Below are 13557 nucleotides of genomic sequence, written 5' to 3' on the forward strand. Positions count from 1 at the left end.
TGACGTTGCCGCCGATGGTGGACTCTCTGAACTCCCGCCCAGCGGGAGGTTAACGCCGAGCCGGTGGGCGGTTTCCGGCCCGGGGAGCGCGGGCTCGTGGGGCGGGTGGGATGCGTCCGGTTCACCCGGGAGTGACCCGGTAGGGTGCCTCGGTGCGGCCCTGCCGGGTCGTCGTGGGCGTCGCCGTCGCGCCGTCCGACGCCGCGCCGAGGAGGCTACGACAGTGCTGGTGACCCTGCCGAGCGCCGGGATCCCGGCATGACGAGCGTCGCCGCGGCGTCGGCCGCCCGGCCCGCACCGGCCCCGCCCCGGCTGCCCTCGCTGACCGGGCTGCGGTGGATCGCCGCTCTGCTGGTCTTCGGCTTCCACGCCGGCACCATGCGGATCATCGCCGAGCCGGACTACAAGGCAGTCATCGACGCGCTGTTCACCCTCGGTCTCTCCGGGGTGCAGTTCTTCTTCATCCTCAGCGGTTTCGTGCTGGTCTGGTCGGCCCGCGAGGGCGACTCGCGGCGTACGTTCTGGCGGCGACGGATCGCCAAGATCTACCCGAACCACCTGGTGCTGTTCGTGGCGACGCTGGTGGTCGCCTGGTGGTTCGCCGACCCGGTCCTGCCGGCGGCGGCGTTGGAGAACCTGCTGCTGTTGCAGGCGTGGGATCCCCGGCCGGGCTGGTTCTACAGCATCAACACCGTCAGCTGGTCGCTGTCCTGCGAGTTCTTCTTCTACCTCTGCCTGCCGCTGGCGCTGCCGCTGCTGCGCCGGGCCCGGCCGAAGCTGCTCTGGGCGCTGATCGTCGCGCTGCCCCTGCTGATCCTCGCGCTCTGGCCGGCACAGGAGTTGGTGCCGGAGGTGAGCCGCTGGTGGTTCACCCAGATCTTCCCGCCGGTGCGGTCGCTGGAGTTCTGGTTGGGCGCGGTGGCGGCCGAGTTGATGCGCCGAGGGCTCTGGCGCGGTCCCAAACTGACAGTGGCAAGCGGAATCTTCCTGGTCACCTGGGTGGTGGCCGCGCAGTGGATCCGCGCCGAGCTGTGGACCACGCTGCTCGCGGTCGCGTACCTGTTGGTGATCACCGCTGCCGCGGACGCGGACGTGCGGGGTCGGCGCTCGCCGTGGCGGTCCCGGCCGCTGGTCTGGCTCGGTGAGGTCTCGTTCGCCTTCTACCTGGTGCACGTGCTGGTGATGACGAGCGTGCTGCGGTGGAGCGGAACCTGGGGGATCGGCTTCGGAGGCTGGCGTGGCCCGGCCGTGGTGCTCGGTTTCCTGGCGGCGAACCTGATCCTCGCCGGGTTGCTGCACCGCTTCGTCGAAACCCCGATGATGCGCCGGCTCGCGCCGCGCCGCGCGGCCCGTCCAGCGCCCGTCCCGCGACAACGCGCGGCCGGCGACGACGACGCGCGAGACTCCGCGAGCATCGCCCGCGGCGAGGTCGACGGACCCGCTGGCGAGGTCGGTCAGGCCGGCGGTCGATCACCGTACGCCGACCTGCGCTGACGGCGTCCACCCTGGTCAAAGGGGTCGGCGCGGCGTGATCCGACACGCCCGTGGTCGATGCGCCCGGGTCGGCGCGAGGCGTAGCGTGGGGACGTGCTTCCGGTCGCGTTCACCTGTCCGCTGTGGTGGGTGGCGCGCTGGGCGACTCGGGTGCTGACCAGCCTCGCCGTCGTCGCGGCCCTGGCGCTCGGCGCAGGCCCGGCCACGGCCGCCACGTCGACGCCCGGCTCGGGGCCCACGTCGAGCGTGGTGCCGACCACTGTCGCCGGTGCCGACGCCATCGGGTCGGGGGCACACGACGCGGCCCGTCCGGCCCCGGCGAAGGCCGCCGAGGAGTCGGTCCCGACCTGGTCGGTCGACTCGCCGGTGGCGCTCCCCGGCGATCAGAACACCATCGCGGCCGGCGTGCTGCCGGCCAGGGCGGCCGAATCTGACCGGCTGCCCCTCGTCGACAGTGCGAGCGGTCGGGCTTCCCGGGCCCCACCCGGGCGCTGAGCCACCGGGACGACCGTCCCGCCGCCGCGCCCTGTCGACCCACCCGCTCCCTGACCCGCCGACCCGTGGCCCGCCGTGGCCCGCTGGTCGGCGCGGCTTTCCATCGCACTGCTCTCTCCCCGAGGTGCCGACCATGGAGACCGTCGTCTTCTACCAGTTCGTGACCGAGGTGCCGCGGGCCGCCGCCATCTGGTCGACGCTGTTCCTGCTGACCCTGGGCCTGCTCACCGTGCTGGCCGCCCGCCCCGAACGGGCCCGGCCGACCGGCGACCCGGTCCCGGCCGGGCCCACCGCCCAGGAGTTGGCCGCCGCCGAGGCCGTCGACAGGCGCCGCTACGCCGAGGAGGTGGCCGTTGCCGCGGCCCGCGCGGCCACCACCGCCAAGCGGCGGCGTGCCGCCTGGCTGACCGCTCAGGAACAGCTGGAGCAGGCCTGGATCGGGTACGACGAGGCGGACGCCGCCGCGCGTCGCTTCGCTGGCGCGGGGGCACTGCCCACCCCGCAGACCCCGCACACCCCCGCCGAGTACGCCGCCCGGGAACGCTATCTGCACCGGGCGGCGATGGCGGCGTACTGGCGGGGCGACCTGACCATGGCGCAGCTCGGCGACGTGTTCGGGCACCGGCGCGGCTGGGATCCCCGGCGACACCCGGTCGAGCAGGAGGTGCTGATCAGCCGGGTGATCCGGGATGCGCGGTCGACCGATTACCAGGTGGCCGCCGACCGTGAGCGGGTCGCCTGGCGCGACGCGGAATTGGCCGCCGAGTCGGCTCGTGCCCTCGCCGAGGAGGCGTACGCGGCGGCGGCCCGGCTCCGCCCGACCCTGGTCCCCGCGCGCCGCACGGTCGCCGGGGCGTTGCGTCCCGCCGTCGTGGCACTGTGGCGCCCGGCCCGGGTGGGTTGAGCCCAATCCGTTATGTGAGGCCGGTCACCCGATCGAGAAATCGGACGTCCGACGCGATCGACGGGATTGTTCCCGCGATTATGGCCGCGTTCTTTGCGGCCTGTCCGGTTGTCGCCCGTAGGCGTCGCCGTAACTGGTTGTCCCATCGAGTCACATCATCGGCATTACGCGCAGAAATTGTGGCGCCAATTGGGGTTTACGCAGGTGAACCTGGCTTGGCAGGGCGTTGAGACGCCAGTAGTGTCGTCCCGTCCGGTGCGGTAACCGATCGCAAGACGCGACGCCGCATCGACCCGCTTAATCGTGATCAACGAACCGGGGACCCACCAGTAAGTCCGGGGTGAATCCGCGAGCCACGGCCCGCGGTAGGGCGTCTTCCCGCCCGAATCCGTCAGCTAACCCGGTAGGCGGTGTCGGAAGGAGTCCCATCCTCGTGCAGCACCTTTCCACCCCTCGGTTGTTCCCTCGCCTCCACGGCGCGGCGGTGCACCCGCTCATTCGTCGCGTGACGGTGAGCTGACCCCCGGGTCATCGCCTTTCCCGCCCGGCCGATCCGGGCGTTCCCCTGAGCGGTTCACACCCGCGGACCACTGTCCGCGCGCTGGCGCCTGCCCGGATACCGGTCCGGCCCCGGTGTGCCGCTCTCCCCCCGATCCGTGGAGGACCCCGTGAAGCACACCCTGCAGCGCCAGCTCCGTCGCCTCGCCACCGAGCGCCCGTACCAGATCGTCGCCGCCTCCGCCGCAGCCCTCGCTATCGCCACCACCACCGGCGCCCTGCTCACCACTGCCGACGACGCCCCGGCCGGCCAGCGCACCGCGACCACCGTCGCCGAGATGCGCAGCGACGTCGCCGCCTCCCGCAGTGAGGCCCGGGACGCGTCCCCCTCGGCCAGCGCCGCGCCGACCACGGCCGCCCCGGCCACCAGCGCCGCGTCACCCGCCGCCAAGGCCAAGAGCAACCCCGACCTCACCCGTAAGCCGACGCCGCCGAAGCCCCCCGCGACGAAGGTGCTCGACTACGACTACGAGGCGCAGAACACCTACTACAACTGCGGCCCGGCGGCCACCCGGAACGCGCTCAGCGCCGCCGGCATCGACCGCACCCAGGAGGAGCTCGGCGCCGAACTGGGCACCACCGAGATGGGCACCAACTCGGCCGAGGACACCACCCGGGTGCTCAACGCCGAGGTGAAGGGCTCCCCGTACCGGACCCGGATGTTCCCCGGCGCGCCCAGCCCGGCCCAGATGGACCGGCTCCAGGCCGACGTGGTGAAGGCCGTCACCGACGGCCGGGGCGTGGTGGCCAACGTCGTCGGGGACGCCGTCGACACCGACGGCGGGTGGCACTCCTACGGCGGTGGGCACTACATCGCCGTGGTGGGCTACAAGGACAACGGTCGCACCGTGCGGATCGCCGACTCGGCGAACCCGGCCGACCCGTCTTACTGGATCACCACGATCGACCTGGCCAACTGGATCACCAGCCGGGGCTACTCCGCCTGACCCGGGCACCCTGACCGCCGCGGACGCCGTCTCCCACAAGGAGCCGGCGCCCGCGGCGTTTGTCCGCCCGGCCCGCCATCGACGGCCCTCGTACCCGACCGTGAACCATGGGAGACTGCGGCCGTGGTGGATGAAACGGGTGGTCACACCGGCCGCGGGCCGGTCCTGCTGCTGCTGCACGGGATGGGAACGACCGGGGACGTGTGGTTGCCCTGGGCCCCGTACCTTGAGCAGCACTGGCCCGGGCGGTGGCTGGCACCGGACCTCGCCGGCCACGGCTGGGCGTCGCCGCTGCCGTCGTACTCCTTCGCGGGCTTCGCTCAGCAGATCGCGCGGGCCCTCGTCCCCGACGACCGGCTGGTCGTGCTCGGGCACTCGCTGGGTGGGGTGGTCGGCCTGGCGCTGGCCGCCCGCGACGCCGGAACGCCGGTGGACGCCGTGGTCGGGCTGGGCATCAAGGCACTCTGGTCACCCGCCGAGCTGACCCGCGCCGCCGAGCTTGCCGCCCGGCCGGTGAGCTGGTTCGCCACCCGCACCGAGGCGGCTCGCCGCTACCTGCGGGTCGCCGGGCTCAGCGGTCTGGTCCCGCCGGACCACCCGGTGGTGGAAGCCGGGCTGCGCCAGGTCGACGGCCGGTGGCGCCTCGCCATGGACCCGGCCGCCTTCGCCGTCGGCGAGCCCGACCTGGCCGCGCTGCTGGCGGCGACCGACGTGCCGGTGGTGCTGGCGCGCGGGGAGAACGACCCGATGGTCACCGACGAACAGCTCAAGGAGTACGGCGTACCGGTCGCGACGCTGCCCGGTCTCGGACACAACGCGCACGTGGAGGACCCGGCGGCGGTGCTGGCGCTGCTGGATCCTTACCGCTGAGCGGCTATGCCGGTGCGGTCGCGGTGAGCGCCTCGGCCGGTGCCAGCTCCCGGCGGGCGGCGGCCAGGAACGCCTCGGCGTACGCCTCGGCCGGGAAGTCACCCAGGTAGCGGCGGCGGGTGGCCCAGCGGGCCTCGGCCAGCGGGTCGGTGTCCAGCAGTGCGGTCAGCACGTCGTCCACGTTGGACATGTCCCGGCGCAGCACGTAACCCGACCCGGCCAGCGGGAACCGCTCCACGAACCGGTCGCCCTCGTCGCCCATGTCGGTGACCGCGTACGGCTTGCCGGAGTAGAGGAAGTCCGAGATCACTCCGGACACGTCGGAGACCAGCGCGTCGGCGGAGTTGACGCACTCGGTCAGGCTCAGCTCCCGAGCCGCCGCGCCGACCACGTGCTGGCGGCCGGTGCGGGCCCGGTCGGCGACGAGCAGTTCGGTCAGGCGGCCCAGTTGCCGGGCTGAGGCCGGATTCTGCGTCGTGTACGGGTGGGCTCGCAGGATCACCGTCGCGCCGCGTTCCAACAGTCGGCGCAGCAGGCTTTCGGCCACCGGCAGCGAGCAGTAGTCGGCGTCGGCGTGGTGCCCGGTCCAGGTCGGTGTGTAGAGCACCGTCGGGTGCGCCAACCCTCGTGCCGGCTCCGGGCGCACCTCGATCGACTCGACCTGTGGACGACCCACCACCACGAACTTGTCCGCCGGGATCTGCACTCCGGCGCGGGCGTACCTGTCGATCGCCGCCTGCCCGGCCACGAAGATCCGGTCGAAGATCCCCGACACCGGGTTGGCGCTCGGCGCCTTGTCGCTGTCGCCGTGGTGCAGCTGAATGTGGGTGAGCTGGGTGAAGCGGACGCAGTGGCTGTTCTTCGCACCGTGGTTGACGTAGAACGCCGCCCGTAGGCTCGGCACCAACGCCTGGTCCATCGCCCCCAGGGTGGGGCAGTAGACCACCGGCGCGTCGGTGGCCGCCGCGATCGGGGCCAGGAACTCCGGCTCACGCAGCACGACCAGGAACGGTCGGCCGATCCGTTCCAGGTACGGCAGCCACATGGTGACCTGGTATTCCGAGCCGGGAGGCGCGGAGAAGTAGAGCAGGAACTCCGGCTGGTGCCGGCGCAGCGCGGCGGCCACCGACCCGCCACCGGCGCGTGGCCTGAACCGTCGCCGGGCCAGGTCCAGCGCGACCGCACCGGCGCCCGCCCCGACCAGCAGGCTGGCGGCCAGGGCCACACCGGCCGGCAGGGCGAGCGCGGCGGCGAGCGCCAGGGCGGCGAGCAGCCCGAGCAGGGCCGTGCCGAGCCGGTCGGCGATCAGCGGCGTCCAGGCGCGTACCGGCAGATTGGCCGTCCGGATCTCCAGACCGCCGGCGGTGCGCAGCGGCCCCACCAGCAGCACCAGACCCAGCAGGACCACCCCGGTGGCGACCAGCGCGAGGTTGAGCCCGTCGTCCAGCCGCCGGGAGTAACCGACCAGGATCGCCGCGGCGATCAACGCGGTCTCCGCCACCAGGTCGGCGCCGGGCCGGATCCGCTGCTCGGCGGCCGCGGCGGCCAGCGCGGCGACTGCCAACGCCAGCCCCCAGCCGGTGGCGCCCGTCAAGGCCAGCACGACGAAGGCCAGCACGGCCAACCCGGTGGTCAGGCACCGGGCGGCCAGCTTTCGGACCAGGTCGCCGCGCATGTCGCTCCGTTCGTGGTTCCGCAGCCGTCGGCGTCAGTTGGCGGACGTCGCGCCGGCCGGTGCCTCGACCCGACCCGGCCCGGACTGCGCCGGCACGTTCGGCGTGGGCCCGTCACCGGGTGCCCGGCGTACGTCGATCACCTGACCGGTCAGGTCGGAGATCAGCACGTCCAGCGACGACTGGGCGACGGCCTCAGCGGCGAGCAGGGTGTGCTCCGGCTCCTCGCCGAAGGCCCGCGTCCGCATCGGGGTGGCGGTGCGCTCCGGGTTGATGCAGTTGACGCGGACGCCCATGTCGGCCCACTCGTCGGCGAGCGCCTGGGTGAGGTTGACCAGGGCGGCCTTGGTGGCCGAGTAGAGCGCGTAGCGGGCCCGGCCGCGGGTGTAGGAGCTGGAGGTGTAGAGCAGCAACTGGCCCTTGGTCTGCTGGAGGTACGGGAGGGCCTGGCGGGCGATGGTCACCGGGCCGACGAAGTTGACCTGGAGCAGCCGGTCCATGGTCTCCTCGTCCATCTCGGCGAGGGCGCCCTTCTCCAGGATGCCGGCGGTGACCACCACGTGGTCGATCCGGCCGGTGGCCTGGAAGGCGGTCGTCAGCGCGGCCTCGACGTCCTCGGCCCGCTCCACGTGGGTGCCCGTGCTGGAACGGCTGAACGGGAAGACCTGGGCGCCGTAGCGACGGGCCAGCTCGGTCAACTCGTGGCCGATGCCGTAGCTGCCGCCGAACACCACGATGGTCCGACCGGTCAGCTCCTCGCTGTAGCTGCGGTGGTCGGTCAGCCGGGGGGCCTGCGCGGCGGCGAGCTGGAAGAGCTTGTCCGCGAGGTGCACGTCGACCGGGTGGGTGACCTTGATGTTCTCGTCCGAACCGTCGATCACCTTGATCGGGGTGCCGGGAAGGTAGCGCAGCACCACGCCGCAGTCGTCGGTGGCGGCGAAGTTCGGGTCGTCCTCGGCGATCCGGTACGCCGCCCGGATCGTGGGGGAGCGGAACGCCTGCGGGGTCTGACCACGGCGCAGCCGGGAGCGCACCGGGATGTCGGTGATGCAGTCGTTCTCGTCGACCTGGATGATCGTGTCCGCGGAGGGGATGGCCACGTCCACGGCGTCGTAGCTCCAGAGCGCGTTGACGCACTCGCGCACGATCCGGCCGCTGAGCAGCGGGCGTACCGCGTCGTGGAAGAGGATGTTGCAGTCTTCCGGGCCGACCGCGTCCAGGGCGATCCGGGTGGTGGCGTTGCGGGTGTCACCGCCCTCGATCACCTTGGTGACCTTGCGCAGGCCGGCCTTCTCGACGATCTGCTGGGCGTCCTCGACGTGGCCGGTGGCCATCAGCACGATGATCTCGTCGATCTCCGGTGCCGCCTCGAAGACCGTCAGGGTGTGCTCGATGATCGGCTTACCGGCGATCTTCAGCAGCTGCTTCGGGATGCCGAGGCCCAGCCGGGTCCCGGTGCCGCCGGCCAGAACCACCGCCACTGTCCGCGAGGGCCGCCACGGCGTCGGGGTTCCCGCTTCGGCGTCCGGGCCAGGGGTCTGGTCCTGCGTCATTGCCGGATCCTCACTCTCAGGGATGCGTTAACGGAAGGTTCCGCCCGAGCGGCGACGGAATGAACCTTAACGCGCGGACCGCGTCGCCCCAACGCGGGCGACGCGGTCCTCAGGTGCCGTGTCGATGCCGGACGTTCGCCGGAACTCTACTTGCTGTTCGCGTACGCCTCGTACGCCCGGATGACCTCGTCGGTGGGGCCGTCCATCCGGATGACACCCGATTCCAACCAGATCGTCCGTTCGCAGGTGTCCCGGACGGAGGAGAGCTGGTGGCTGACCAGGAACACCGTCCCCGCGCCCTCCCGCAGCTCCCGCACCCGCTGCTCGCTGCGCTTGCGGAAGCCCTTGTCGCCGGTGGCGAGCGCCTCGTCGATGAGCAGCACGTCGTGCTTCTTGGCGGCGGCGATGGAGAACCGCAGCCGTGCCGCCATGCCCGACGAGTACGTCCGCATCGGCAGGCTGGCGAAGTCACCCCGCTCGTTGATCCCGGAGAAGTCGATGATCCCCGCGGCCTGCTTGGCCACGTCGTCGGGGTGCATGCCCATGGCCAGGCACCCGAGGACGACGTTGCGCTCCCCGGAGAGGTCGTTGAGCAGGGCGGCGTTGACGCCCAGCAGCGACGGCTGACCCTGGGTGTGGATGGCGCCCCGGTTCACCGGCAGCAGGCCGGCGATGGCCCGCAGGATGGTGGACTTGCCGGAGCCGTTGCTGCCGATCAGCCCGATCGCCTCACCCCGGTACGCGGTGAACGAGATGCCCTTGACCGCGTGCACCTCCCGGACGTTCGGCGCGTGGGTGCGCTTGACCAGCCGGCGCAGCGCGGCGACCGGCGTGGTGCCACCGGCGGCGCCCTGGTGCACCCGGTAGATGATGTGCGCGTCGTCCACGACCACTGTCGGGATGCGCTCCTGGGTCCGGGTCATCGTCGCGCTCGCCTCGATCGGGGCGTCGAAGTGCTCAACCACGGCCGTACTCCTGTTCGCCGCGCCAGAAGTAGATGAAACCGCCGATGCCGGCCACCAGCGCCCAACCGGCGCCGACCAGCCAGAGCTGGGTCAGCGACTCGTTGAGCAGCGGTGCCTCCTCGAGCAGCGCGTAGCGCGCCAGCTCGATGTAGACGAGCAGCGGGTTGTACTGCACGAGGGTCGTCGCCCAGCCGGGCAGCCGGTCGAAGAGGGTGACGCTGTAGAGAACGCCGGAGCCGTACATCCAGGTCCGCATGATGAACGGCATGACCTGCTTCAGGTCGCTCGACTTGGAGCCCAGCCGGGCCACCAGCAGCACGACGCCGGCGTTGAACACCGCCTGCAGCAGCAGGGCCGGCACCAGCAGCAACCACTCCCAGGTGAGCGGTTCGCCGGTGGCGAGCACGATGCCGACCAGGACCACCATCGAGGCCAGCAGTTGCTGGAACTGGGTGATCGTGGTGGACAGCGGCAGGCTGGCCCGGGGGAAGTGCAGCGCCCGGATCAGCCCCAGGTTGCTGCTGATCGACTGGGTGCCGGCCAGGACCGCGCTCTGGGTGAAGTTGAAGATGAACAACCCGGTGGTCAGGTAGGCGATGAAGTTCGGGATGCTGTTTTGTGCGAGCACCACCCCGAAGATCAGGTAGTAGACCGCCGCGTTGGTCAGCGGGGTGAGCACCTGCCAGAGCTGACCCAGCTTGGCGTTGCTGTACGAGGCGACGAGCTTGGCATTGGCGTACGCGGCGATGAAGTGCCGGTAGGCCCAGAGTCGGCGGCTGTACTCGACGAGGCTGGGACGCTCACCGGCGACCCGTAGCCCGTGCCGAGCGGCCAGCTGCGCCTGGGTCAGGCCCGTGTCGGGGTCGACCAGCGCGGTGGTGGCCATGGAAATGGCGCTCCGATCTTTCGTGCAGACGGGGGTTGCTCGCGACGATCGAATCCTAGTGGGAAATGTGCGCGGGGCGCCGCCTCGTCGCTGCGTGGACAGTAGTCCGAAACACGTCGGGACGCAACCGTACCGTCGTTGCGCTACGCTGTCCGGCGTGACCTGCGATAAGAGCCCTCGATGACCACCGAGAAGAGGCGGGCGCCGGCCGGCGCGGCGGTGCTGCGCGACGAGATCACCACGGCGATCCGGCGGGCGCTGATGCAGGAGCTCGCCGCGGTCGGCTACGGCCGGCTCTCCATCGAGGCGGTGGCCCGGCGGGCCGGCGTCAGCAAGACGGCAATCTACCGACGGTGGAGCTCGAAGCTCGACCTGGTGCTGGAGGTCGTCGCCGCCGCGGCGCATGGCAAGCTCCCCGCACTCGACACCGGCACGCTGCGCGGTGACCTCGCGCTGCTGTTCCAGGTGGTGGCGCATGCGCTGCGCCACCCACTGGCGTCGCAGATCATTCCGGATCTCCTGGCGGAGGCCGCCCGCAACCCCAGCATCGACGCGACCCTGCGTCAGGTGCTGCACGCCCGGCAGCAGGAGATCGGCGGTCAGCTGGTCACCCGTGCCGTGCAGCGTGGCGAGCTGCCCGCCGGCACCGAGTTGGACGCCGCGATCGACCTCATCGTCGGGCCGCTCTACTGGCGGCTCGCCATCGCCCGCCTCCCACTCACCGACGACTACCTCGACAACCTCGTCGAATCCGTGGCGGCCGGGCTCGGCGCCGACAGCGTGCTGCCCCGCCCCCGGGCGGCCCCGATGGCGGGTTGACCGCCCTCCGACACCCGGTCGCCGGCAGCACCGGTCTCCCTGCCCGATTCCGCTACGCTGCCCCCTTGACACCCGGCCGTCACCGTGCCGATGCCCCTCATCCGCCTGACGAGTAAGGACGCCCGTGGCCAACGTCGACAGCATCGCCGTAGCGCCCGCCGAACCGGATCCGACGCCGCGGCCCGGGCAGGCATCCCGGCCCGCCGCCGCCCAAGGCGGGCTGTCCCGGGTACGCGCGCTGGTGGCCGTCGCCCCGGCGGTGCTCACCGACGGCGCGGTGATCGCGTTCGCGCTCTTCACCGTGCTCTATCACCTGGCTTTCCTGGGTGACCTGCGTCCGTCGGTCACCTTCCGGATCTGGCTGGTGGCCTGTGTCGTGCTCGCGGTCGTGGCCGTGCTGCGCGCCCGCCGCCGTGCCCCGGCCGGCAGCACGCCGGCCGACAGCGCCCCGGCCGACAGCGCGCCGGCGGCACAGGAAGAGCCCGCAAGCGCGCGGCCCGCCGCCGACCGTCGCCTGCTCGTCGGTGTGCTGGTCGTCGCCGCCGTGGCCGCCGTCTCCGCCGGTCTGGCCAACACCAGCGTCAACGTCTCCTGGTGGATCCCGGCCGTGTCCGGCCTGCTCGCTGCCGTCGGCGGGCTGCTGCTGGTGCGCCAGGCCTGGCTGAACGGCCCGACGCCCACCCCTGCCGCCCCGGCACCCACCCCGGCGCAGTCGGCGTACGCGCTGGTCGTCTCGGTCCTGGTCGGCATCTCGTCGTTCTTCATGGCTCGCAACACCCCGGACGACGTCTACTACGTCGGCAAGTCGGTGTGGATCGCCGAGCGTGACCTGATCCCGCTCAACGACTTCCTGTTCTCCGAGAACGTGCTGCCGTCGATGGGCTCGCAGCCGCCCATCCCGTCGATCGAGGTGTTCGACGGCGCGTTCGCCAACGTCATCGGCATCCACGCCAGCTCGGCTCTCTGGTTCGTGCTGCTGCCGATCATGGCGGTGCTCGCGGTGCTGGCGCTGTGGCGGCTGACGCACCGGTGGGCCCCGCGCCGTCCGGTGCTCGCCTTCACCGTGGCGATCGCGTACCTCTACCTCGTCGCGGGCGGGGACGCCGCACTGGGCACGTTCCACCTTCCCCGGCTGCACGAGGGCAAGGGCATGTTCGTCTCGGCGGTCATCCCGCTGATGTGGCTCTACCTGACCGAGTGGTTCGACAACCGGTCGCGGCGCAGCCTGCTGCTCATCGTGGCGCTCTCGATCACCGCGATCGGGCTCACCAACACCGCGGCGATCATCCTGCCGATGCTGGTCGGCGCCGCCGGGTTCGCCATGCTGCTGGTCGGTCGGTGGAAGGCGGCCGTGGTCGCGGCGGTCGCCGCCCTCGCGTACCCGATCGGCTCGCTGGTGGTCTCCCGCCTGGTGCTCGGCGGGATGAGCGCGACCGGCGCGGACGACGCCTTCTTCGACGCGGCGTACACCTACCGGCGAACCCTGCTGTTCGGCGTGGTCGGGGTCATCAGCGGTCTGGCGCTGTGGTGCGGCGCGTTGCTCGCCCGTCGGCGTACGCCGGCCCTGCTCGCCGCCGGCGCTGCCCTCGCGCTGAGCGTGTTGTTCGTGCCCGGTGTGCTGGAGTTGCTGAGCGCGTTGAGCGGCATCTCGGTGGTGCTCTGGCGCGTGCCGTGGCTGCTCGCTCTGCCGACGCTGATCGGTCTGCTCTGTACCGTGCGCGTGCCGGCACCGACTCCGGCGCTGCGCCGGGCGGCGTCCGGGGGGATCGCGGTGCTGCTGGTCGCCTCGTTCGCGTTGTTCGCCACCCCGATGTGGTCGCCGAAGAGTTGGGTCGACGTGCACGACCGCCCCACCTGGAAGCTTCCGCAGCAGCGTCAGGCGATCGCATTCTGGATCAAGGGCCTGGACCGTCCGCAGGGCCTGCTGCTCGCCCCGAAGACGATCATGCGCACCACGCCGATCGTCACCAGCGAGGTCCGGGTTGTCCTGCCCCGTGACTTCTACCTCGTCGAGTACGACCTCAACTCCCAGTTCGCGAAGGACCGACTGCTGCTCGCCGGCTTCGCGGACGGCGCCGACAGCCCGACGGCGGCCGAGTTGACGCCGGCACTGGACCGCCTCGACGTGGGCACCATCTGCGTCTACAACGGCAACCGGTACGCCCGCGAAACCGTGCCGCAGCTGGGCTACCAGGAGTTCGCCAAGCGCAAGGCGCCCGGTGCGATGACCTGCTTCCGGCGGATCGGCTGAGCGCTTCACCCGCGCCGAGCGCCCGACCCCGTCAGGGGGTCGGGCGCGCCCCGGTGCGGAACTTTGCCCGAAATGGTGCCGGATACCCGAGCGACACCGAGCTGTCCCCTCGCGTTAAGGTCGCAGTCACACGCAGCCGGCC

General features: G+C 71.8%; 11 protein-coding genes and 1 riboswitch. Of the genes, 7 read left to right on the forward strand and 4 right to left on the reverse strand.

Going from position 1 to position 13557, the window contains the following annotated elements; translation table 11 throughout:
- Positions 1-258 precede the first annotated feature (258 nt).
- The 5 genes from AB0B68_RS19550 (at position 259) to AB0B68_RS19570 (ending at position 5268) form a co-directional block, all read left to right on the forward strand.
- The gene (locus tag AB0B68_RS19550; RefSeq protein WP_357261539.1) at positions 259-1494 is read left to right on the forward strand and encodes an acyltransferase; all 1236 of its coding nucleotides are present in this window, start codon (positions 259-261) and stop codon (positions 1492-1494) included.
- 93 nt (positions 1495-1587) lie between these two features.
- On the forward strand, positions 1588-1989 hold the full coding sequence (locus tag AB0B68_RS19555; protein ID WP_357200077.1) for a hypothetical protein: 402 nt from the start codon (positions 1588-1590) through the stop codon (positions 1987-1989).
- A gap of 133 nt (positions 1990-2122) precedes the next feature.
- Entirely contained in the window at positions 2123-2893 is a 771-nt protein-coding gene (locus AB0B68_RS19560; protein ID WP_357200074.1) for a hypothetical protein, read from the forward strand.
- Between the two features lie 284 nt (positions 2894-3177).
- A riboswitch (cyclic di-AMP (ydaO/yuaA leader) is annotated at positions 3178-3318 on the forward strand.
- A 231-nt stretch (positions 3319-3549) separates the two neighbouring features.
- Positions 3550-4398 (forward strand): C39 family peptidase, encoded by an 849-nt coding sequence (locus AB0B68_RS19565; protein ID WP_357261542.1) that lies wholly within the window; start codon positions 3550-3552, stop codon positions 4396-4398.
- A 123-nt stretch (positions 4399-4521) separates the two neighbouring features.
- Positions 4522-5268 (forward strand): alpha/beta fold hydrolase, encoded by a 747-nt coding sequence (locus tag AB0B68_RS19570; RefSeq protein ID WP_357261546.1) that lies wholly within the window; start codon positions 4522-4524, stop codon positions 5266-5268.
- Positions 5269-5272: 4 nt separating this feature from the next.
- On the opposite strand, the gene AB0B68_RS19575 is transcribed toward AB0B68_RS19570, so the two are convergent.
- From AB0B68_RS19575 to AB0B68_RS19590, 4 genes are all read right to left on the reverse strand, one after another.
- The gene (locus tag AB0B68_RS19575) at positions 5273-6943 is read right to left on the reverse strand and encodes a CDP-glycerol glycerophosphotransferase family protein (RefSeq protein ID WP_357261549.1); all 1671 of its coding nucleotides are present in this window, start codon (positions 6941-6943) and stop codon (positions 5273-5275) included.
- A 33-nt stretch (positions 6944-6976) separates the two neighbouring features.
- Positions 6977-8494, reverse strand: a complete 1518-nt coding sequence (locus AB0B68_RS19580; RefSeq protein WP_357261552.1) for a bifunctional cytidylyltransferase/SDR family oxidoreductase — start codon at positions 8492-8494, stop codon at positions 6977-6979.
- A gap of 146 nt (positions 8495-8640) precedes the next feature.
- Complete coding sequence (locus tag AB0B68_RS19585; protein WP_036412239.1) at positions 8641-9417, reverse strand: ABC transporter ATP-binding protein; 777 nt, start codon at positions 9415-9417, stop codon at positions 8641-8643.
- 34 nt (positions 9418-9451) lie between these two features.
- On the reverse strand, positions 9452-10345 hold the full coding sequence (locus tag AB0B68_RS19590; RefSeq protein WP_355007110.1) for an ABC transporter permease: 894 nt from the start codon (positions 10343-10345) through the stop codon (positions 9452-9454).
- 180 nt (positions 10346-10525) lie between these two features.
- On the opposite strand from AB0B68_RS19590, the gene AB0B68_RS19595 reads away from it, so the two are divergent.
- The gene (locus tag AB0B68_RS19595) at positions 10526-11164 is read left to right on the forward strand and encodes a TetR/AcrR family transcriptional regulator (protein WP_357200059.1); all 639 of its coding nucleotides are present in this window, start codon (positions 10526-10528) and stop codon (positions 11162-11164) included.
- 124 nt (positions 11165-11288) lie between these two features.
- Positions 11289-13415 (forward strand): DUF6077 domain-containing protein, encoded by a 2127-nt coding sequence (locus AB0B68_RS19600; protein WP_357261555.1) that lies wholly within the window; start codon positions 11289-11291, stop codon positions 13413-13415.
- Positions 13416-13557: the final 142 nt, after the last annotated feature.

This window comes from Micromonospora sp. NPDC049049 (genome assembly GCF_040649115.1).
In the GTDB taxonomy this organism is placed as follows: Bacteria; Actinomycetota; Actinomycetes; order Mycobacteriales; family Micromonosporaceae; genus Micromonospora.